Origin of the sequence: Achromobacter spanius (genome assembly GCF_002812705.1) — a bacterium.
GTDB lineage: Bacteria > Pseudomonadota > Gammaproteobacteria > Burkholderiales > Burkholderiaceae_B > Achromobacter > Achromobacter spanius.
Map to the genome: position 1 here is coordinate 6,316,966 of NZ_CP025030.1, position 18,836 is coordinate 6,335,801.

The 18,836-nt window shown below is 63.9% G+C and carries 18 protein-coding genes; 3 read left to right on the top strand and 15 right to left on the bottom strand.

Annotated elements, in window-relative coordinates; genetic code table 11:
* Nucleotides 1–6: 6 nt before the first annotated feature.
* The 9 genes from nuoH to CVS48_RS28710 all read right to left on the bottom strand — a co-directional run bounded on the left by nuoH (nucleotide 7) and on the right by CVS48_RS28710 (nucleotide 9,620).
* The gene (nuoH, locus tag CVS48_RS28670) at nucleotides 7–1,080 is read right to left on the bottom strand and encodes an NADH-quinone oxidoreductase subunit NuoH (RefSeq protein WP_100857381.1); all 1,074 of its coding nucleotides are present in this window, start codon (nucleotides 1,078–1,080) and stop codon (nucleotides 7–9) included.
* Nucleotides 1,080–3,407 (bottom strand): NADH-quinone oxidoreductase subunit NuoG, encoded by a 2,328-nt coding sequence (nuoG, locus tag CVS48_RS28675; protein WP_100857382.1) that lies wholly within the window; start codon nucleotides 3,405–3,407, stop codon nucleotides 1,080–1,082. Before nuoG ends, nuoH begins: the two co-directional genes overlap by 1 nt.
* 15 nt (nucleotides 3,408–3,422) lie before the next feature.
* Nucleotides 3,423–4,790 carry an NADH-quinone oxidoreductase subunit NuoF gene (gene nuoF, locus CVS48_RS28680; protein WP_050448544.1) on the bottom strand — a complete coding sequence of 456 codons (1,368 nt, stop codon included), beginning with the start codon at nucleotides 4,788–4,790 and terminating at the stop codon, nucleotides 3,423–3,425.
* Nucleotides 4,787–5,281: an NADH-quinone oxidoreductase subunit NuoE gene (gene nuoE, locus CVS48_RS28685; RefSeq protein ID WP_100857383.1), complete on the bottom strand. Its 495-nt coding sequence runs from the start codon at nucleotides 5,279–5,281 to the stop codon at nucleotides 4,787–4,789. Before nuoE ends, nuoF begins: the two co-directional genes overlap by 4 nt.
* Nucleotides 5,282–5,328: 47 nt before the next feature.
* Complete coding sequence (locus CVS48_RS28690) at nucleotides 5,329–6,585, bottom strand: NADH-quinone oxidoreductase subunit D (protein ID WP_006217962.1); 1,257 nt, start codon at nucleotides 6,583–6,585, stop codon at nucleotides 5,329–5,331.
* Between the two features lie 3 nt (nucleotides 6,586–6,588).
* Nucleotides 6,589–7,215: an NADH-quinone oxidoreductase subunit C gene (locus CVS48_RS28695; protein WP_100857384.1), complete on the bottom strand. Its 627-nt coding sequence runs from the start codon at nucleotides 7,213–7,215 to the stop codon at nucleotides 6,589–6,591.
* A gap of 76 nt (nucleotides 7,216–7,291) precedes the next feature.
* Complete coding sequence (locus CVS48_RS28700) at nucleotides 7,292–7,768, bottom strand: NuoB/complex I 20 kDa subunit family protein (RefSeq protein ID WP_006217960.1); 477 nt, start codon at nucleotides 7,766–7,768, stop codon at nucleotides 7,292–7,294.
* Nucleotides 7,769–7,813: 45 nt separating this feature from the next.
* Complete coding sequence (locus CVS48_RS28705) at nucleotides 7,814–8,173, bottom strand: NADH-quinone oxidoreductase subunit A (protein ID WP_006217959.1); 360 nt, start codon at nucleotides 8,171–8,173, stop codon at nucleotides 7,814–7,816.
* A 298-nt stretch (nucleotides 8,174–8,471) separates the two neighbouring features.
* Nucleotides 8,472–9,620 (bottom strand): porin, encoded by a 1,149-nt coding sequence (locus CVS48_RS28710; protein ID WP_100857385.1) that lies wholly within the window; start codon nucleotides 9,618–9,620, stop codon nucleotides 8,472–8,474.
* 462 nt (nucleotides 9,621–10,082) lie between these two features.
* On the opposite strand from CVS48_RS28710, the gene CVS48_RS28715 reads away from it, so the two are divergent.
* Genes CVS48_RS28715 through CVS48_RS28725 form a run of 3 tightly spaced genes read left to right on the top strand, consistent with a single transcriptional unit; the run spans nucleotide 10,083 to nucleotide 11,577 of the window.
* Nucleotides 10,083–10,700, top strand: a complete 618-nt coding sequence (locus CVS48_RS28715; protein WP_100857386.1) for a TetR/AcrR family transcriptional regulator — start codon at nucleotides 10,083–10,085, stop codon at nucleotides 10,698–10,700.
* On the top strand, nucleotides 10,697–11,140 hold the full coding sequence (locus CVS48_RS28720) for a PaaI family thioesterase (protein ID WP_100857387.1): 444 nt from the start codon (nucleotides 10,697–10,699) through the stop codon (nucleotides 11,138–11,140). Before CVS48_RS28715 ends, CVS48_RS28720 begins: the two co-directional genes overlap by 4 nt.
* Nucleotides 11,137–11,577, top strand: coding sequence for an NAD(P)-binding domain-containing protein (locus tag CVS48_RS28725; RefSeq protein WP_100857388.1), 441 nt, complete (start codon nucleotides 11,137–11,139; stop codon nucleotides 11,575–11,577). The genes CVS48_RS28720 and CVS48_RS28725 overlap by 4 nt, the downstream gene beginning before the upstream one ends.
* Here the strand turns inward: CVS48_RS28725 and CVS48_RS28730 are convergent.
* The 6 genes from CVS48_RS28730 to CVS48_RS28755 all read right to left on the bottom strand — a co-directional run bounded on the left by CVS48_RS28730 (nucleotide 11,551) and on the right by CVS48_RS28755 (nucleotide 18,743).
* Nucleotides 11,551–12,315, bottom strand: a complete 765-nt coding sequence (locus CVS48_RS28730) for a phosphatase PAP2 family protein (protein WP_100857389.1) — start codon at nucleotides 12,313–12,315, stop codon at nucleotides 11,551–11,553. The two genes, CVS48_RS28725 and CVS48_RS28730, sit on opposite strands and share 27 nt — an antisense overlap.
* Entirely contained in the window at nucleotides 12,312–13,106 is a 795-nt protein-coding gene (locus tag CVS48_RS28735) for a metallophosphoesterase family protein (RefSeq protein WP_100857390.1), read from the bottom strand. Before CVS48_RS28735 ends, CVS48_RS28730 begins: the two co-directional genes overlap by 4 nt.
* The gene (locus tag CVS48_RS28740; RefSeq protein ID WP_167401071.1) at nucleotides 13,103–14,077 is read right to left on the bottom strand and encodes a diacylglycerol/lipid kinase family protein; all 975 of its coding nucleotides are present in this window, start codon (nucleotides 14,075–14,077) and stop codon (nucleotides 13,103–13,105) included. Before CVS48_RS28740 ends, CVS48_RS28735 begins: the two co-directional genes overlap by 4 nt.
* A 120-nt stretch (nucleotides 14,078–14,197) precedes the next feature.
* On the bottom strand, nucleotides 14,198–16,027 hold the full coding sequence (locus tag CVS48_RS28745; protein ID WP_100857392.1) for a gamma-glutamyltransferase family protein: 1,830 nt from the start codon (nucleotides 16,025–16,027) through the stop codon (nucleotides 14,198–14,200).
* A gap of 84 nt (nucleotides 16,028–16,111) precedes the next feature.
* Nucleotides 16,112–17,614: an ABC transporter substrate-binding protein gene (locus CVS48_RS28750; RefSeq protein ID WP_100857393.1), complete on the bottom strand. Its 1,503-nt coding sequence runs from the start codon at nucleotides 17,612–17,614 to the stop codon at nucleotides 16,112–16,114.
* A 232-nt stretch (nucleotides 17,615–17,846) separates the two neighbouring features.
* On the bottom strand, nucleotides 17,847–18,743 hold the full coding sequence (locus CVS48_RS28755) for a LysR family transcriptional regulator (protein ID WP_100857394.1): 897 nt from the start codon (nucleotides 18,741–18,743) through the stop codon (nucleotides 17,847–17,849).
* Nucleotides 18,744–18,836: the final 93 nt, after the last annotated feature.

An 18,836-nucleotide genomic window follows, 5' to 3' on the forward strand; every position in this document is an offset into this window, starting at 1 on the left:
GGCGGCTTAGCGCCAAATGTTCCAGGGCGTCTGCATCCAGATCGCCACCACGACCAGCCAAACGCCGGTCAGCGGGATGAAGATTTTCCAACCCAAACGCATGATCTGGTCATAGCGGTAGCGCGGGAACGAAGCGCGGAACCACACAAACAACGAGACCACAACGAACGTCTTCAGACCCAGCCAGATCCAGCCCGGAATCCAGGTCAGCGGCGCGATGTCGATCGGGGAAGCCCAGCCACCCAGGAACATGATCGACGCCATGCAGGACAGCAGGATCATGTTGGCGTACTCACCCAGGAAGAACAGGGCGAAAGCCATACCCGAGTACTCGACCATGTGGCCGGCCACAATTTCCGATTCGCCTTCGACAACGTCGAACGGGTGGCGGTTGGTTTCGGCCACGATAGCCACGACGTAGATCACGAACAGCGGCAACAGCGGCAGCCAGTTCCAGGACATGAACGTCAGGCCCTTGTCGGCAAACCAGCCGCGGTTCTGAACGTTGACGATCTCGGACATGTTCAGGCTGCCCGACACCAGCAGCACCGTGACGAGCACGAAGCCGATAGCCAGTTCGTAGGACAGCATCTGTGCCGAAGCGCGCAGCGCGCCCAGGAACGCGTACTTGGAGTTCGACGCCCAGCCCGCCACGATCACGCCATACACGCCGATGGACGTGATGGCCATGATGTACAGCAGACCGGCGTTGACGTTGGCCAGCACGACATCAGGACCGAAGGGAATCACCGCCCAGGCAGCCAGCGCGGGCATCAGCGTGACCACGGGGGCCACGACGAACAGCACCTTGTTGGCTTCGCTGGGGACGATGACTTCCTTCGTCAGCAGCTTGAACACGTCGGCAAACGGTTGCAGCAACCCCTTGAAACCGACACGGTTCGGACCCACGCGCACGTGCATGGCGCCGATCATCTTGCGTTCCCAGTACGTCAGGTACGCAACGCACAGAATGATCGGCACGGCGATGATCACAATCTTGATGAGGGTCCAGAGGACCATCCAGACCGTCGGGCCCAGCAACTCCTGCCCGTGGCTCTCAAGAACATTAAGCCATTCCATCAGGCACGCTCCACGCTGAGTTGACCGAATGCGCCACCCAGGGCTGCGGTGTTATCAAAGGCTGCGGAAATGCGCACGGCGCGGTCGGCCACGGCATCATCCTGCACGGTTTCGAGTTCGACGGCGCCTTGCGCACCCGCCACGCGCACCTTGACCCCGGCCGTCAGGCCCAGGCTGGTGAGCGTGCGGCCGTTCATGGCGGCAGCCGGCTTCTTGGAAGCCGGGGACGCTTGCAGCGGCTCCGAACGGCGAACCATGGCGTCGGTACGGTAGATCGGCACGTCGGCCACGCGCTCCAGGCCGGTCAGTGCCTGACCCAGGCCCAGCGGCGCCTTGACGTCGTTGGACAGGCGACCTTCGATGCCACCGGCCAGTGCGGCGTCGCGCACGGATTCCGACGTTTCATCGTCAAAGCCGGCCAAATGCAGCACGTTGCCCAATACACGCAGGACCTTCCAGCCCGGACGGGTCTGGCCCAACGGCGTGACCGTGCCCTTGAAGCTCTGAGCCAGGCCTTGCGCGTTGACGAAGGTGCCCGAGGTTTCGGTGAACGGCGACACCGGCAGCATGACGTCGGCCCATTCGGCGGCGGCCGAGCGGTAAGGCGTCAGGGCCACGGCGAATTGCGCGCCACGCAGCGCGGCGATGGCTTGCTGGCCATTGTCGGCATCCAGCAGCGGCTCGGCGTGCAGCACGATGTAGGCCTTGAGCGGCTCGGCCAGCATGGCGGCGGCGGTCTTGCCGCCCTTGCCCGGAACGGCGCCGGCCAGGTAACCGCCGACGGTATTGCCGCCGGAAGTCAGGAAGCCGAACTTGCCACCGGCCAGGTTCGCCACGGCGCGGCCGTTGGCGGCCAGCGTCGAGGCTTGGGCGCTGGCCACGGCCAGGTTGCCCAGCAGCACGGCGGTGTTGGCGCCGGAAGCCAGGCTGGCGGCAATGATCTTGGCGTTTTCGCCCGGCGTAACCGAGGCGAATTCGGCCGGCACGGCCTGTTCCTTGGCTTGCGCCAGGGCAACGGCCACTTCGGCCAGCGCGCGCGGCAGCTCGGACGGCGCCACGGTGATGCGGGCGGCGATGGGCATCAGAGGATCGTCAGCGGCGCTGTCGACCATCAGGATCTGCGTGCCGCGCTTGGCGGCTTGACGCAGGCGTTGCGCCATCAGCGGGTGATCCTTGCGCAGGAACGAGCCGACGACCAGGACGCGGTCCAGGTTGTCGAGTTCAGCGATGGGCATGCCCAGCCACGGTGCACCGGTCAACGCGGCGTCAAAAGCCGGGTCGGTCTGGCGCAGGCGGAAGTCGATGTTCTCGGAACCCAGCGCGCGGACCAGGCGGCCCAGCAGCGCATATTCTTCGGTGGTGGCGTATTCGGACGCCAGCGCGCCGATCTGGCCGGCGCCGAAGCTGTCGCGAACACGCGACAGGCCTTGAGCCACGGCTTGCAGTGCGTCAGCCCACGAGGCTTCCTGCCACTTGCCGTCGGTGCCCTTGATCATCGGGGCGGTCAGGCGGTCGTCGCTGTTCAGGCCTTCGTACGAGAAACGGTCGCGGTCGCTGATCCAGCATTCGTTGACGGCTTCGTCTTCGAACGGGACCACGCGCATGACGCGGTCGCCCTTGACCTGGACCACCAGGTTGGCGCCCAGGCTGTCGTGCGGGCTGACCGAACGGCGGCGGGCCAGTTCCCAGGTGCGGGCGCTGTAGCGGAAGGGCTTGGAGGTCAGCGCGCCCACCGGACAGATGTCGATCATGTTGCCCGACAGTTCGGACTCGATCGAGCGGCCGACAAACGTCGTGATCTCGGAGTGTTCGCCACGGCCCAGCATGCCCAATTCCATGACGCCGGCGATTTCCTGGCCGAAGCGCACGCAGCGGGTGCAGTGGATGCAGCGGCTCATTTCCTCGGCGGAAACCAGCGGACCCAGATCCTTGTGGAAGACGACGCGCTTTTCCTCTTGGTAACGCGAGGAAGAGCCACCGTAACCCACGGCCAGATCCTGCAACTGGCATTCGCCGCCCTGATCGCAGATCGGGCAGTCGAGGGGGTGATTGATGAGCAAGAATTCCATCACCGACTTCTGAGCGGCGCGAGCCTTCTCAGAGCAGGTGTGGACGACCATGCCGTTGGTCACGGGCGTGGCGCAGGCGGGCAGCGCCTTGGGCGCTTTTTCCACTTCAACCAGGCACATCCGGCAGTTGGCCGCGATGGACAGTTTCTTGTGGTAGCAGAAATGCGGCACGTAAAGCCCGACTTTCTGAGCGGCATGCATGACCATGCTGCCTTCGGGCACTTCGACCTGATTGCCGTCGACGGTTAGTTCAACCATTGCTGTTCCTGAGACCTACAGATATTGCGGGACCACACAAGACTTATGCTCGATGTGGTGCGCGAATTCGTCGCGAAAATGCTTGAGGAAGCCACGGACGGGCATGGCGGCGGCGTCACCCAGGGCGCAGATGGTGCGGCCCATGATGTTGCCTGCCACGTTGTCCAGCAAGTCCAGATCTTCCGGACGGCCGTGACCGTTTTCGATGCGATGCACCATGCGGTAGAGCCAGCCGGTGCCTTCACGGCACGGCGTGCACTGGCCGCAGCTTTCCTCGAAATAGAAGTACGACAGACGCAGCAGCGACTTCACCATGCAGCGCGTTTCGTCCATGACGATCACCGCGCCAGAACCGAGCATGGAGCCGGCCTTGGCGATGGAGTCATAGTCCATCGTGCATTCCATGATGATGTCGGCCGGCAGCACCGGAGCGCTGGACCCACCAGGGATCACGGCCTTCAGTTTCTTGCCGCCGCGCATGCCGCCCGCCAGTTCGAGCAGGGTCGAGAACGGGGTGCCCAGCGGGATCTCGTAGTTGCCGGGGCGTTCGACGTCGCCGGTGATCGAGAACAGCTTGGTGCCGCCGTTGTTCGGCTTGCCGACTTCCAGGTAAGCCTGGCCGCTGTTGCGGATGATCCACGGCACGGCCGCGAACGTTTCCGTGTTGTTGATCGTGGTGGGCTTGCCGTACAGGCCGAAGCTGGCCGGGAACGGCGGCTTGAAGCGCGGTTGGCCCTTCTTGCCTTCCAGCGATTCCAGCAGCGCGGTTTCTTCGCCGCAGATGTAGGCGCCGTAGCCGTGGAACGCATGCAGCTGAAAGCTGTAGTCCGAACCCAGGATCTTGTCGCCCAGGAAGCCGGCGGCGCGCGCCTCTTCCAGCGCTTCTTCGAAGCGTTCATACACTTCGAAGATTTCGCCGTGGATGTAGTTGTAGCCGACGCTGATGCCCATGGCGTAGGCGGCGATTGCCATGCCTTCAATCACGATGTGCGGATTGAAGCGCAGGATGTCGCGGTCCTTGAACGTGCCCGGCTCGCCTTCGTCCGAGTTGCAGACCAGGTACTTCTGGCCGGGGAACGCGCGCGGCATGAAGCTCCACTTCAGGCCGGTCGGGAAGCCCGCGCCGCCACGGCCGCGCAGACCCGACGCCTTGACTTCGGCAATCACGTCTTCCGGCTTCATGCCGGTGGTCAGGATCTTCTTCAGGGCTTCGTAGCCGCCGCGCTTGACGTAGTCTTCGAGGCGCCAGTTGGCGCCGTCGACATCAGCCATGATCTGCGGCTTGATGTGGCGGCCGTGCAGGCACATCGAATTGGACACGTCGTTCAGCGGGTTGGGGTCGAGCCCCTGCGCGAACTGCTTGTACAGGTCGGGCGCGTTCATGCCGACTCTCCTTGCACCTTGAGGGCCGCGACCAGCGCGTCCAGCTTCTCGTCGGTCATGCGCACGCACATATGCTTGTTGTTCACGATCAGCACGGGGGAATCGCCGCAAGCGCCCATGCATTCGCCTTCAACCAGCGTGAACTGGCCGTCGGCGGTGGTTTGGCGGTAGTCGACACCCAGCTTGCGCTTGAGGTATTCGCCGGCACGGTCGCCATCGCGCAAGGCACAGGGCAGGTTCGTGCAGACGGCGATCTTGTTCTTGCCGACGGGCTTGACGTCGAACATGTTGTAGAACGTGGCGACTTCCTGCACCGCAATGGGCGGGACGCCAATGTAATTGGCCACATCTTCAATGGTTTCGGTAGCCAACCAGCCCTTCTCTTCTTGCGCGATGGCAAGCGAGGCCATGATGGCGGACTGCCGCTGGTCGCCCGGGAACTTCGCGAGTTCTCGGTCGATTTTCTGGTAGGCCTGTTCGGAAAGCAGCATAGTTTGAATCCGGGTTATGCGGGCGTGCTCGTGACTGTCTGGGCGGATCAGCGATCGATCTCGCCGAAAACGATGTCCTGCGTACCAATGATGGTGACGGCGTCGGCGATCATGTGACCGCGCGACATTTCATCCAGCGATTGCAGGTGGACAAAGCCGGGGGCCCGAATCTTCAGGCGGTAAGGCTTGTTGGCGCCGTCCGACACCAGATAGATGCCGAACTCGCCCTTGGGGTGCTCCACCGAGGCATAAGCCTCGCCCGGGGGCACGTGGAAACCTTCGGTGAAGAGCTTGAAGTGATGAATCAGCTCTTCCATGTTGGTCTTCATGGCGGTGCGCTTGGGCGGGGCGATCTTGTGATTCTCGATCATGACCGGACCCGGGTTGTTGCGCAGCCATTCCACGCACTGGCGGATGATGCGGTTACTTTCACGCATTTCAGCGATGCGGACCAGATAGCGGTCGTAGCAGTCGCCGTTGACACCCACGGGGATGTCGAAATCAAGCAGGTCATAGACTTCGTAGGGCTGCGTCTTGCGCAAGTCCCAGGCGACGCCGGAGCCGCGCAGCATCGGGCCGGTGAAACCCAGCGCCTTGGCGCGGTCGGGGTCAACCACGCCGATGCCCACCAGACGCTGCTTCCAGATGCGGTTGTCGGTCAGCAGCGTTTCGTACTCGTCGACGCAGGCCGGGAAGCGGTTGGTGAAGTCTTCGATGAAGTCCAGCAGCGAGCCCGAACGCGCGTCATTCATGATGCGCATTTCTTTGTCGCCACGGTATTTGCTGGTGTCGCCGTACTGCGGCATCGTGTCCGGCAAATCGCGGTAGACGCCACCCGGACGGTAGTAAGCCGCGTGCATGCGCGCGCCCGAGACCGCTTCGTAGCAGTCCATCAGGTCTTCGCGTTCACGGAAGGCGTACAGGAACACGGCCATCGCGCCCACGTCGAGCGCATGCGAACCCAGCGACATCAGGTGGTTCAGCAGGCGCGTGATCTCGTCGAACATCACGCGGATGTACTGGGCACGCAGCGGGGCTTCAACGCCCAGCAGCTTTTCGATGGCCATGACGTAGGCGTGCTCGTTGCACATCATGGACACGTAGTCGAGGCGGTCCATGTAGGGCAGCGCCTGGATGTAGGTCTTGTGCTCGGCCAGCTTTTCGGTGGCGCGATGCAGCAGGCCGATGTGCGGGTCGGCGCGCTGGATGACTTCGCCGTCCAGTTCCAGCACCAGGCGCAACACCCCGTGCGCGGCCGGATGCTGAGGACCGAAGTTAAGCGTGTAGTTCTTGATTTCTGCCATGATTTAACGCCCCAAGCCGTAGGAGTCTTCGCGGACCACGCGCGGGGTGATCTCGCGCGGATCGATCGTGACCGGCTGGTAAATGACGCGCCGTTGTTCGGGGTCGTAACGCATTTCGACGGTGCCCGACAGCGGGAAGTCCTTGCGGAACGGGTGACCGATGAAGCCGTAGTCGGTCAGGATGCGGCGCAGGTCGGGGTGGCCTTCGAAGACGATGCCGTACAGGTCGAACGCTTCGCGCTCGAACCAACCCACGGCCGGCCAGCATTCCATCAGCGACGCCACGATCGGGAATTCGTCGTCGGCGGCCCAGGTACGGACACGCAGGCGCCAGTTGTTCTCGATGGACAGCAGGTGGATCACCACGGCGAAGCGCGCGCGATGCACCTTGGCGGTGGGTTCCTCGGGCAGTTGGCGCGTGCCGTTGCCCCAGGTCAGGTAGTCGACGCCACAGAGGTCGATACAGGTTTCAAAGCGCAGACCGGCTTCGGTGCGCAGCTTGTTGCAGACGGAGAACCACTGCTGCGCGGGCACTTCGAGCGTCAGCTCGCCCAACGCCTCGGTCAGCGCGATGTCCGCGCCGAGGGTGGTCTGCAAATTGTTTTTCAGGGTTTCGAGCCTGGTCATCATCTTGTACGCTTAGGTGAACCGATACGCTGGTTTCGAGAACGCCGGCGGCAAGGGCTGCCGCGGACGGGGCGAAAGATCAGCGCGCAATCGTGTTGGTCAGACGGATCTTGTTCTGCATTTGCAGCAAGCCGTAGACCAGCGCCTCGGCCGTGGGCGGGCAGCCCGGCACATAGACGTCTACCGGTACGATGCGGTCGCAGCCACGAACCACCGAATACGAGTAGTGGTAGTAGCCGCCGCCATTGGCACAGGAGCCCATGGACACGACCCAACGCGGCTCGGGCATCTGGTCGTAGACCTTGCGCAGCGCCGGCGCCATCTTGTTGCACAGCGTGCCAGCAACGATCATCAGATCGGACTGACGCGGGCTGGGTCGGAAGATGATGCCGAACTGGTCCAGGTCATAGCGGGCCGCGCCCGCGTGCATCATCTCAACCGCGCAACAGGCCAGACCGAAGGTCATGGGCCACATGGAGCCGGTCTTCGCCCAATTAAGGAACTTGTCGGCGCTGGTTGTGATGAACCCTTGCTTGAGAATGCCGTCTATAGCCATATTCGTCTCTGATAGCGTGCTGTGAAAAGAACCACCCGAAGGGGTTTATTCCCAGTCCAGCGCGCCCTTTTTCCATTCGTAGATGAAGCCGACGGTCAACACGGCTAGGAAAACCATGACCGTCCAGAAACCAACGAGCCCGACTGTGCCTTGGGCGATGGCCCACGGGAACAGGAACGCGATTTCCAGGTCGAAAAGAATGAACAGAATCGCCACCAGGTAGTAGCGCACGTCAAACTTCATGCGGGCGTCTTCGAACGCTTCGAAGCCGCACTCATAGGGCGACAGCTTCTCAGCGTAGGGACGCCGCGGGCCAAGGAGGGAGCCGGCCGTTAGAAGCGCGAACCCGATAAGGGTGGCCACTACGATAAACAGCAGGACGGGAAAATACTGTTGCAGGTTCATTCAGGCGTCCGTCAAATGCGCAAACCTTAGGATTGTAGCATTCGCGTGGTTACTTCCGGCTGAACTCTGTAGCTTGAACAACGGGTGAAAGACTGCATTCCTCAAATGGAACAATCGCAGTTTTTGGAACAGAGCCGCAAGCATACAGGACTCAACTGACAAGCTCCTGCGCGTCATCAAAAATCAGATCAAAGCACGAAAAAAAGCCACCCCAAAAGGGTGGCTTCATACGAACGAGCCGCAGCCCGTTCGTTCGCTTGCGTTTCAAATCCAGACAGGGCTTGCGCCCTGCAGTGGATTAGAAGCGGTGACGGACACCGACGCCGACAGCGGTCGACTTCAGATCGTCGACGAAGGCGTAGTTCTTGGCGTACGAACCGTAGGCGTACAGGTTGGTGCGCTTGGACAGGTCGTAGGTGTAGCCCAGCGAGTAGACTTGGGTCGACTCATCGCCGCCGGTCAACTTGTTGTTGCTGGGATCAACCATTTGCCACGAACCGAACAGCTTGCTTGCGCCGCCGATCGGAGCCGACAGGCCGACCATGTACGAGTTGGCCTTGAAGCCATCAGCGAACGAGTTCGAACCGAAGTTCACGCTGCTGGAGGTAGCGCCCGTAACGGGGTTGCTGACGTAGACGTTGGTGTCAACGCCTTGACCAGCGAACCAGCCGTCGGTGGTGCGAGCATAGGCCAAGGCCAGCTTCACAACTTCAAAGTCGTACGAACCGCCGATAGCGTACATACGCGGGGTAGCGTCCGTAGCAGCAGCCGACAGCTTGTTCGAAGCGTTCAGTTGGTCATACGTCAGAGCGACGTTCAGGGGGCCGTTGACATAGCGCAGACCGGTCGTGATGGCGCGGGTGTTGTCAGCAGTGCGGAAGCCGGTTTGAGCAGCGGTGTTGTCGTTCGCGTTGAACGAGTAGCCGACGCCGAACTGGAAGCCGCTGTACGACGGGGTCTGATACATGACCATGTTGTCGTAGCGGTTCGTGTTGGCGGCGCTCAGAGCCACGCCGATGTTAGCTTGACCGAAGCCAGCGCCGAACGGATCGATCGAGCCGAAGTACTTCGACGCGATGTTGGTTTGGCGACCGAAGTCCAGTTGACCCCAGCTGTCGCTGGCCAGACCGACGGTGGCTTGACGACCGAACAGGCGGCCGCCTTGAGCGGAGTTACCGTTACCGGAGTTGAAACCCGATTCCAGTTGGAAAACAGCGCGCAGACCGTCACCCAGGTCTTCCGAGCCACGCAGACCCCAGCGCGAACCGTTCTGGACGCCGTTGATCATGCCGAAACGGCTGCCGTTCATGGCGTCGTTCGCAGCACCGCTGATCTTGTTGTAGCCGAGGCCCGTGTCGATAATACCGTACAGGGTGACAGACGTTTCTGCCTGGGCGACACCGGCAAAACCGGCGAGCAGGGCGGCAGCGAGCAGAGTCTTTTTCATTTAAGAAATCTCCGTTGATTTGAGTGACAAGAGCAGCAATCCAGCAAACCAGCCTGCCGCCCCCCTAACTCCGCGAAGGGAAGTTGACGCTATTGCATCAAAAATTGGGGGGGCTGGCTATGGTCGGCATCAGAAAAGTGCACGTTTGCGACACCCCTGTTGGGATCTTGCAACATCGCGTGGGTGGCGCGCCGAAGGTGTTAGGGCTTACCCGAACTAAAACAGGTAAGCCTGTATCCACGCGACTTTCAGCCCTGCCCCTAATTATTGAAGCCATTTGCGCGGCGTTCTTTCAACCCGCTTTCACAGTTGCCGCCGGTCGGTTTGCACGTCGGAATCGGTCTGAATGCCTGAGGAAGCGCCGCCACTCCCGAGCCCACTCCGCCCTGCTGGATAACATTGTTATTTCGAAAAATCGTCGATATGATCGGCGCTAACGTCCTTCCACCTGCAGCCGCCCAAATGCCCGTCACTCCGACCGCACGCACCGAAAGAAATGAACGGCTGAACGCGCTGCGACGCCAGTTGATCCTGGGCGCCGCGCAACGCGTGTTTGAGCGCGACGGGCTCGAGAAAACGACCATACGGGCAATTGCCAAGGAAGCCGGCTGCACCACCGGCGCCATTTACCCCTGGTTCGCGGGCAAGGAAACTCTTTACGGCGCGCTGCTGGACGAATCGCTCGGGCGCCTGCATACGCATCTGGACGAGGCGGCAAGCAGCGGGCCCGCACCCGGCGCCGCCCGCAAGGCGATCCACGCCTTCTTCGGCTATTACGCTCAGCGCCGCACCGATTTTTCCTTGGGCATGTATTTGTTCCAGGGGTTGGGCCCCAGGGGCCTGGGCCGGGACATGGACGAAAAGCTGAACGCTCGCCTGCGGCAATGCGTGAACCTGCTGGGCGGGGCACTGGCGCGCACCAAGGGCTGGGACGCGGACACCGTGGCGGTCGAGCAGATGAACCTGTTCACCTATCTGATGGGCTTATTGCTGTTGCTGCACACCCATCGCCTGAAATCCCTGGGTCAGCAGGCCGACGCCCTGCTGGACCATTATTGCCTCGCCCTGGAGCAACGATGACCGCAACCGCACTGGCCGCCGACACCGACGCGCCCCTGATCAGCCTGGCCGATTTCCATATTCTGCTGGCCGACCAGCACCCCTTCTCGCTCTTGCTGGGCATCGACGTGCTGCACATCGGCCGAGGCACCGCCCGCGCGGTGCTGCCCGCTCGCGACGCGCACCAGCGCCTGGGCGGCATCGTCGCCGGCCCGATGTTGATGGGCCTGGCGGACTTGGCCATGTACGCCGCCGTGGTCGGCGCCACGGGCCAGAGCCACGCCGTCACGGCCAGCCTGACCATCAATTTCCTGCGCAAGAGCCCCGCCGGGGCCATCTATGCGGACGCCCGGCTGCTGAAGGTGGGCAGGCTGTCGGCAGGCGAAGTCATCTTGACCGGCGACGGCTCGGACGAGCCGCTTGCCCATATCGTGAGCACGTGGTCCGTGCCCAAGCCATGAGCCCGCGCATCAGCATCGTGGGCATGGGCGACACCGGCACCTTGGCCGCCCGGCGCTTGCTGGAAGCCGAACCGGACATCGCGTTGACCCTGTATGACATCGACCCGGAACGCTGCGAGCAATTTCGCGGGTCGGCCACGCTGGCGACGTCGGCGCGAGAAGCGCTGATGGAATCGGACACCATCGTGCTTGCCTTGCCACGGGAACGCGAGATTGATCGCACGCTGGAGCGGTTCAGCGACGGCGAGGTAACGGCGCCGATCCAGGGCAAGCTGATCGTGGACCTGACCCCGCCGCCAGCAGAACGCGCCCAGCGGCTGGATCGTGCGATTGCCAGCGCGGGCGGACAATACACGAGCCTTCCGGACCCGACTGCGGCCGAGGCGGCAAGCAGCATGCCGCAGCGGCTGTTAAAGCTGTTGCTCTGCCCGGCGTGAACCGCAATAGCGTTCGGCCACGGCCGCGCAGACCGCCAGCCATGCCAGGGTGACGGCAAACCCTGCCGTCACATCGCTGGCGAAATGCACCTGCAGCAGGATGCGGCTAAGGCCGATCGCCATGATCAATGCCGCCGCCGCCGCCACGCAGGGCAAGCGCCACGAGGCGGGCGCCAAACGCCACACCAGATAGCAGGCCGTGCCGTACACGGCCATTGCCGCCGAGGCGTGGCCGCTGGGAAAGCTCCACCCCGTGGCGGCGACAAACCCGTGGTCATGTTCGGGGCGGACGCGCTCGAACGTGTGCTTGAGCAGCCAGTTAAGCGCCCCACCCAGGCCCGTAGTGATGGCGCAGAACGCGGCAAGCCGCCACCAACCCGTCCAGAGCAGATAGAGCGTCATCGCCACGGCTAGCACCGTCAGGAAGTTGCGATCACCCAGGTACGTGAACCAGGACAGCAGCCATAGCAGCGACGCATTCATCGACATGCTGAGCGCGTCGGCCAGCGCGCCATCGAAGACCACCACCCGCCCTTGGGTATGCACCGCGGCGGCCAGCACCAGAAAGGTCAGCAGCGCGGCGGACACCCCTGCCCCGAACATCACGCGGCGCGTCACGGCGGACCCGCCGGCAAACGCACGGACGGCCAACAGCGCCGCCGCCCCGGTCAATACCGGCAGTGCAATAAACAATTCCATGGCGTGGGACGCAACCCACGCCGCATACACCTCGGTCATGTAAGGGTCACCAATGTCTTGTCGACGGGAGCAAACACGTGCGTGGCTTCCGCGTAATCCCAGCGTTCGACATGGCAAAGCTGCTGGCCGCCCTCGCCTTCGTGCGTGATCACGTTCACCGAATTGGGCACGCTACCGCGAACCCGGCGCGAGCACGCCGTGCCCGCCTGCACGATCCAGCCCGCCGGACCATTCGCCGACGACAGCGGCAGCACATAGGGCAGATGAATGTGCCCGCCCAAGACCAGGTCGATGCCCGCCTGCGCCCACGCCGCCAGCGCGCGCTCACGCCCATTCAGCAAGTTGGACAGGTCGGATTCCACCTTGGCGCGAACGGGGTGATGCGCCACCACGATGCGCAATTGGCCCGGCCGGGCCTGGCGCAGGCGCTGCGCGACCCGGGCGATCTGCGCGTCCGAGATCTCGCCGTCTTTATGGCGGCGTGGCCGCGTGGTGTTCACGCCCACCGCCAGCAGCCCGGGGGTTTCGAACACGGGTTCCAGCACCGCGCCCAGCGCGCGCCGGTAGTTGCCGTAAGGGTTGAGCGCGCGGGCAAATACGTTGTACAGCGGGATGTCATGGTTGCCCGGCACGGCCAGCACGGGCAGCGACAGACGCTCGATGAACCGACGTGCCGCGGCGAACTGCGCCCGCCGTGCGCGCTGCGTGATGTCACCGCTAAGCACCACCAGATCGGGCTTCAGCGAGCGCGCCAGATCCAGCGCCGCCTCCACCACGGGTTTGCGTTCCGTACCGAAATGCGTGTCGGAAAATTGCAGGATCCGCGTCATGAGCGGTCCAGGTATTGCGAGTCAGCAGGCACCACCAGCGGCAGCTTTTCGTCGGCCACCTTGAATTCAAGCGGCGTGCTCATCCAGGAAATCTCGCCGTCCATCGCCACCTTGACGCGATTGCGCCCGCGTATCCGCACCCGCATGCGGTCAAAGCCGAAGCTGATGACGTGTTCGGCTTCGCCCAGGCGGCTGAACAGGCCGCGCACCAGCAGCCCGTACAGCGCAAGCGTGCCGACCGGCTTGACCGTCATGGCAACGAGGCGGTCGCGTTCCAGTTCACTCGACTCGATGCCGACGTGTTCCAGTTGCAGTTTGTTGTTGCCCACCACCAGCGTCGGCGTGCGCAGGTCGCGGACGACGCCCTCTTCTTCCAGTTGCAATCGCAGTTGGCGCGGCGCGCGCAACAAGGTGATCAGCCCCGACCACAGCGCCACCATCCGGCTGCGGCCGAAGCGCTGCTTGTAGGCTTCGCGGTCTTCCAGCAAGGTGGGGTACAGCCCCAGGCTGGCGTTGACCAGGAACAGCCGACCGTTCAACTGGCCGACGCGCACGGGTTCAATATGCCCCTGAAGAAAGCCGCGCAGTGCGACATCCGTGTCTTGCGAAATGCCGTAGGTGCGCCCGAAATAATTGAACGTGCCCTGCGGCAGAATGCCGAATGGCACGCCCTTGCCCAGCACGGTGGCGGCGACCGCGTTGAGCGTGCCGTCGCCCCCCGCCGCGATGACGACGCCCTGCTCGTCCTGGGCGCGCTTGACGGCCGCCTGCGCCGTTTCGGTCAGGTGGATGGGGTCGTCTACGGCCATCAGCGTGTAGCGTCGGCCGGCCTCGTCGAGGATGCCGCGGATGGTGTCTTGCAGGACCTGCGCGTCGCCGCGCCCCGATCCTGTGTTGAGGACGATGAATAGCGGCTCTTGTCCCGTCAGGGAGCGCGCTCCGGTGCCTGGGCGCTGATCGGATAAGGTCATGGGAGAAAGATAGCCCATGCCGGCAAAACGCCGCAAGGCGCTAGCGCACTACGGGTCGAACAGCCCGGAGAGGGCCGAAAACCCCGGGCGCCACGCAGATGGCGCCCGGCTTGCCGACCGTCAGCGGCCGATGGCGTAGGCCTGCATCAGGCGCGGCGTGGCCGCCGCGTGCAAGAGGCCGTCTTCATCCCGCGAGGCAGCCGTCAGGCGGCCGACCGACCATTCCGGCACCTCTTCGATCTGGTGCCCGCGCTGGCGCAGGCCATTGATTACGTCGGCGCCAAAGCTGGCTTCCACCGCCAGGTGGCCCGGCTTGCGGTCGCGCGGGTAGAACGACGTGGGGAAATGCATGGTGTGCGACATCGGCAGGTCAATCGCTTCCTGCAGGTTGAGCCCATGGTGCACGTGGCGCAGGAAGAACAGCAACTGCCATTGTTCCTGCTGATCGCCGCCCGGCGTGCCAAAGGCCAGATACGGCTTGCCGTCGCGCAGCGCCAAGGATGGCGTCAGCGTAGTGCGCGGACGCTTGCCAGGCGCCAGCGTGCCGGGCAGACCCTCTTCCAGCCAGAACATCTGGGCGCGGGTATTCAGGCCAAAGCCCAGTTCGGGAATCACGGGCGACGATTGGAACCAGCCGCCCGAGGGCGTGGCCGAAATCATGTTGCCCCAGCGGTCGATCACGTCCACATGCGTGGTGTCGCCGCGCTTGGCCGAAGCCCGCATATCGGACGCACGCACATCGGACGCACGCATATCCGCAAGCGTCGGCTCATTGGTGGCGCTGCCGGGCGCGGACACCGGCGACAGGCGTTGCAGCGTATCCATCACGCGCGCCACCTGTGCCTCGAAGCCTGGCACCATGCCAGGCAGCAGGTCGTGCGACGCGGCCTCGCCGATCAGCGCGCGGCGTTCGGCGTTATAGGCGTCCGACAGCAGGTGCGCCAGCGGCACGTCGATGAACGCCGGGTCGCCGTAATAGGCCTCGCGGTCGGCGAACGCCAGCTTCATGGCCTCGGTGACGCGGTGGATGAATTCAACGCTGTTCGGCCCCACGCCCGCCAGGTCCATGTCTTTCAACAGCGCCAGCGTTTGCAGGAACACCGGCCCCTGGCTCCAGGCGCCCGCCTTGGCCACGGTGTAGCCGTGGTAATCGTAGGTCAGCGGGGTGTCGTAGCTGGCCGACCAGCCGGCCAGGTCATCGGCCGTGATGACGCCACGGTGCGTCGCGCCGCTTTCGTCCATCACGTCGGTATTGCGTGCGAACCGGTCGATCTCTTCGGCGATGAAGCCGCGATAGAACGCGTCGCGGGCGGCCTCGATCTGGCGTTCGCGGTTCGCGCCCACGCTTTCGGCTTCTTTCAGCACGCGCGTCCACGTGCGCGCCAGCGCCGGGTTGCGGAACAACTTGCGCGCTTCGGGGACCTTGCCGCCCGGCACATAGACCTGGGCCGTACTGGGCCAATGGGTTTCAAAGAAATCCTTCAGGCCCGCGATGGTGTTCGAGATGCGCGGCATCAGCGCATGGCCATGCTCGGCGTAATAGATGGCGGGTTCCAGCACATCGCGCACGCGCATCGTGCCGTGGTCGCGCAACAGCAGCATCCAGGCGTCGAAGGCGCCGGGAATCACCGTGGCCAGCAGGCCATTGCCGGGAATCAGCTTCAGCCCTTCGGCGCGATAGCGTTCAAGCGTGGCGGCGGCGGGCGTGGTGCCCTGGCCGCACAGCACTTCCAGCTTGCCGGTGCGCGCCGAATAAAAAACCGCCGGCACTTCACCAGCCGGGCCGACCAGGTGGGGTTCGACCACTTGCAGCACAAAGGCGGACGCCGCGCAGGCGTCGAAGGCATTGCCGCCGCGTTCCAGCAGCGACATGCCGGCCGCGCTGGCCAGCCAATGGGTAGAGGTCACCACACCGAAGGTGCCTAGGATTTCCGGGCGAGTCGTGAACATGATGCTTCCTGTAGTGGCGGCGCGCGCCGCCCGCAACGATAAAAAACGGGATCCGAAACCGGATCCCGTCGTTGGCCGCCGAGCTTACTTCTTGGCGACGGTCACGCCCTTCAGGCGGATCAGGCCGTCAGGGTACGGCACGAAGCCCTCTACCTTCTTCTGCACGCCAAACGTCCACGGCAGGTAGAACAGGTAGACGATCGGGCGCTGGTCCTGCATGCTGGCCAGCACCTGGTCGTACAGGGCGCGGCGCTTGGCCGTGTCGGCTTCGGCGCGCGCTTCGTTCAGCAGCTTGTCGACACCGGCATCGCAGAACTTGCCGTCATTCAGATTGCCCTTGCAACTCAGGTACTGGTGGATATTGCCGCTGGGATCAACCCGGCCCGACCAGCCGCTCTGGCCCACCTGGAAATCGCCGCGCGCAAGCGAGGATTGCAGCGACGCAAATTCCACCGGACGCAGGGTGATGTCAAAGCCGGCCTCGGAACCCATCGCCTGCACCAGCTCGAACACCTGCTGCATGGTGGTGTTGTTGCCGAAGGTGATCTCGAACTTCACGCGGTCAAAACCTGCTTCCTTCAGCAGCGCCTGCGCCTTCTTCGGATCGCGGCCCTTGTGTTCGAAGGCGGTGTTGTAGGCAAAGCTTGCGGGCGGGAACGGCTGGTAAGCGGGCTGGAACATGCCTTCGCCGATCACCTGGTTCAGCACATCGCGGTCAATCGCCAGGTCCAGCGCCTGACGCACGCGCTTGTCCTTGGCCAGCGGATTGTCGGCGCGCGCGCCGTTGCCCAGGTTGATCGAGATTGACTGGAAGCCCAGGCCGGTCACGGGCGCCAGGCGCAGGTTGCCGTCGTCCTTCACGGCCTTGGCATCGCTGGGGGCCACCCGCTCGATGATATCCAGATCGCCCGCGCGCAAGTTGTTCAGGCGCACGGTGGTGTCGGGAATCGGCGTGAAGACCAGGCGGTCGAAATGGTAGTTGGCGGCGTCCCAATACTTGGGAAATTTCTCGAGCACGATGCGGTCGTTCTGCACGCGCTCCTTGAATTGGTACGGGCCCGAGCACACCGGCTTGCCGCCCGGATCCTTGTCGAAGCTGGCGGGCGACATCATCATGCCGGCGCGGTCCGACAACTGCGACAGCAGCGAGGCGTCGGGTTGCGACAGGTTCAGCACAACGGTGTGCTCGTCGGGCGCATCGACGCTGGCCACGGTGGCAAGCTCGCTCTTGCGGTTGCTGTCGGGCAGCGTGCGGGCACGATCCAGGTTGGCCTTGACCGCGGCGGCGTTGACCGGCGTGCCGTCATGGAAGACCGCGTCGGTGCGCAGCTTGAACGTCAGGGTTTTATTGTCGGGGCCGATCGTCCAGGACTGCGCCAACTGCGGCACGAACTTCAGATCGGGCGAGATATCAACCAGCTTGTCGCACAGCGAGGCAAACACGATACGGCCCACGAACGTGCGCGCGCGCGCCGGATCCAGCACGTCCGGATCGTCCTGCAAACCGATACGAAGGGTGGACTGGGCTTGCGCCAGGCCGCTAGCCAGCATTCCCGCCATGGCCATGGCGAGGCAAAGTTTACGCATGAAATATCTCCGTCGATGCATCTTGTTGGATTCTGCGCCAGGCGCGCGGCGATTGTATAGAGGGGCGCGGGGTAGGCCCCAGCACTCGGGCAAGGATCGGCCGCCTTGCGGACGCCCGCCGCGAAAGCGGGGCGGCAGGGTCAGGGCAAGCAGGGATCAGAGCGAAGAAGAGTCAGGACGGAGAAAGCACGGGCAAAGAACGGTCAGGGCAAACGACCGGGGTTAGCAACGCTCAGGGTAAGCGGCAAGGCGCGGAAAAATCCACGGCCGCCGCCACCGATTCGCGCAGGCGGGCGACCAGTGGGCGGGCGTCGTCGCGACGCTGCTGGAACGCATAGGGCAAGGCGGCGGGCTCGGGGTCGCCTTGCAGCATGCGCAGGCTGCCCTCGGCTTGCAGCGCGCGCGCCCAGTGCTCCGGTATCAACCCTACCCCCGTGCCTTCGATCAGCAGGCCCACGATGGCGCCCCAGTTGTTGCAGCACAGGCGTTCACCCGCCGCCTCGCGCCCTGCCAGCCAATCGTCAATGATGCGGGTCGTGCCCGCGCCGGCCGGCAGCATCACCAGCGGCAGACGGGCCAGCAAGTCCGGGGTCATGCGGGTTTCGCCGTCCAGCACGGCGGGCGCAGCCGCCCAGGCGAAACGGGCCTCGCCGATCGGGGTCGATGCGATGTTCGCGCGCGAGGATCGGCCCGCGATGACAGCAAAATCCAGTTCGCCGTCGGCCACCCGCTGCTCCAGCACCTGACCGATGTCCACATAGGGTTCCAGAACCAGGTCGGGATACGCCGCGCGCACCACGCCGATCAGGCGCGGCAGCCAGGTCAAGGCGGTGAGTTCGCCCACGCCGAAGCGACAGCGGCCGCGCAGGCCCGGGGTTTCCGCCATGGACGCGCGCACCTGGTCGGCCGCCGCCAGCAACTCGCGCGCCTGCGGCACCAGCCGTTGCCCGGCATCGGTCAGCGCGGCCTTGTGCCCGCTGCGATCAAACAGCGGCTGGCCCAGCGCGTCCTCAAGTTCGGTGATGCGCTTCGATAGCGACGACACCGACAGGTGCAGGCGTTCAGCGGCCACGGCAAAACTGGCGCAGGTCGCCGCCCAATAAAACGCTTCAAGTTGCTTGAGAGTCATACGCAAACGTCAAATGAGGTGAACGGGTCCGCATGGGCCGGAGACATGGATAACACCTGTTCGGAAACATGGGTAACGCCCAAGCCTGGGTAG

What these genes read in the sequence shown, in the direction of transcription:
- nuoH (WP_100857381.1), bottom strand. Translation starts at nt 1,080, where the DNA reads ATGGAATGGCTTAATGTTCTTGAGAGCCACGGGCAGGAGTTGCTGGGC.
- nuoG (WP_100857382.1), bottom strand. Translation starts at nt 3,407, where the DNA reads ATGGTTGAACTAACCGTCGACGGCAATCAGGTCGAAGTGCCCGAAGGC.
- nuoF (WP_050448544.1), bottom strand. Translation starts at nt 4,790, where the DNA reads ATGAACGCGCCCGACCTGTACAAGCAGTTCGCGCAGGGGCTCGACCCC.
- nuoE (WP_100857383.1), bottom strand. Translation starts at nt 5,281, where the DNA reads ATGCTGCTTTCCGAACAGGCCTACCAGAAAATCGACCGAGAACTCGCG.
- CVS48_RS28690 (WP_006217962.1), bottom strand. Translation starts at nt 6,585, where the DNA reads ATGGCAGAAATCAAGAACTACACGCTTAACTTCGGTCCTCAGCATCCG.
- CVS48_RS28695 (WP_100857384.1), bottom strand. Translation starts at nt 7,215, where the DNA reads ATGATGACCAGGCTCGAAACCCTGAAAAACAATTTGCAGACCACCCTC.
- CVS48_RS28700 (WP_006217960.1), bottom strand. Translation starts at nt 7,768, where the DNA reads ATGGCTATAGACGGCATTCTCAAGCAAGGGTTCATCACAACCAGCGCC.
- CVS48_RS28705 (WP_006217959.1), bottom strand. Translation starts at nt 8,173, where the DNA reads ATGAACCTGCAACAGTATTTTCCCGTCCTGCTGTTTATCGTAGTGGCC.
- CVS48_RS28710 (WP_100857385.1), bottom strand. Translation starts at nt 9,620, where the DNA reads ATGAAAAAGACTCTGCTCGCTGCCGCCCTGCTCGCCGGTTTTGCCGGT.
- CVS48_RS28715 (WP_100857386.1), top strand. Translation starts at nt 10,083, where the DNA reads ATGCCCGTCACTCCGACCGCACGCACCGAAAGAAATGAACGGCTGAAC.
- CVS48_RS28720 (WP_100857387.1), top strand. Translation starts at nt 10,697, where the DNA reads ATGACCGCAACCGCACTGGCCGCCGACACCGACGCGCCCCTGATCAGC.
- CVS48_RS28725 (WP_100857388.1), top strand. Translation starts at nt 11,137, where the DNA reads ATGAGCCCGCGCATCAGCATCGTGGGCATGGGCGACACCGGCACCTTG.
- CVS48_RS28730 (WP_100857389.1), bottom strand. Translation starts at nt 12,315, where the DNA reads ATGACCGAGGTGTATGCGGCGTGGGTTGCGTCCCACGCCATGGAATTG.
- CVS48_RS28735 (WP_100857390.1), bottom strand. Translation starts at nt 13,106, where the DNA reads ATGACGCGGATCCTGCAATTTTCCGACACGCATTTCGGTACGGAACGC.
- CVS48_RS28740 (WP_167401071.1), bottom strand. Translation starts at nt 14,077, where the DNA reads ATGACCTTATCCGATCAGCGCCCAGGCACCGGAGCGCGCTCCCTGACG.
- CVS48_RS28745 (WP_100857392.1), bottom strand. Translation starts at nt 16,027, where the DNA reads ATGTTCACGACTCGCCCGGAAATCCTAGGCACCTTCGGTGTGGTGACC.
- CVS48_RS28750 (WP_100857393.1), bottom strand. Translation starts at nt 17,614, where the DNA reads ATGCGTAAACTTTGCCTCGCCATGGCCATGGCGGGAATGCTGGCTAGC.
- CVS48_RS28755 (WP_100857394.1), bottom strand. Translation starts at nt 18,743, where the DNA reads ATGACTCTCAAGCAACTTGAAGCGTTTTATTGGGCGGCGACCTGCGCC.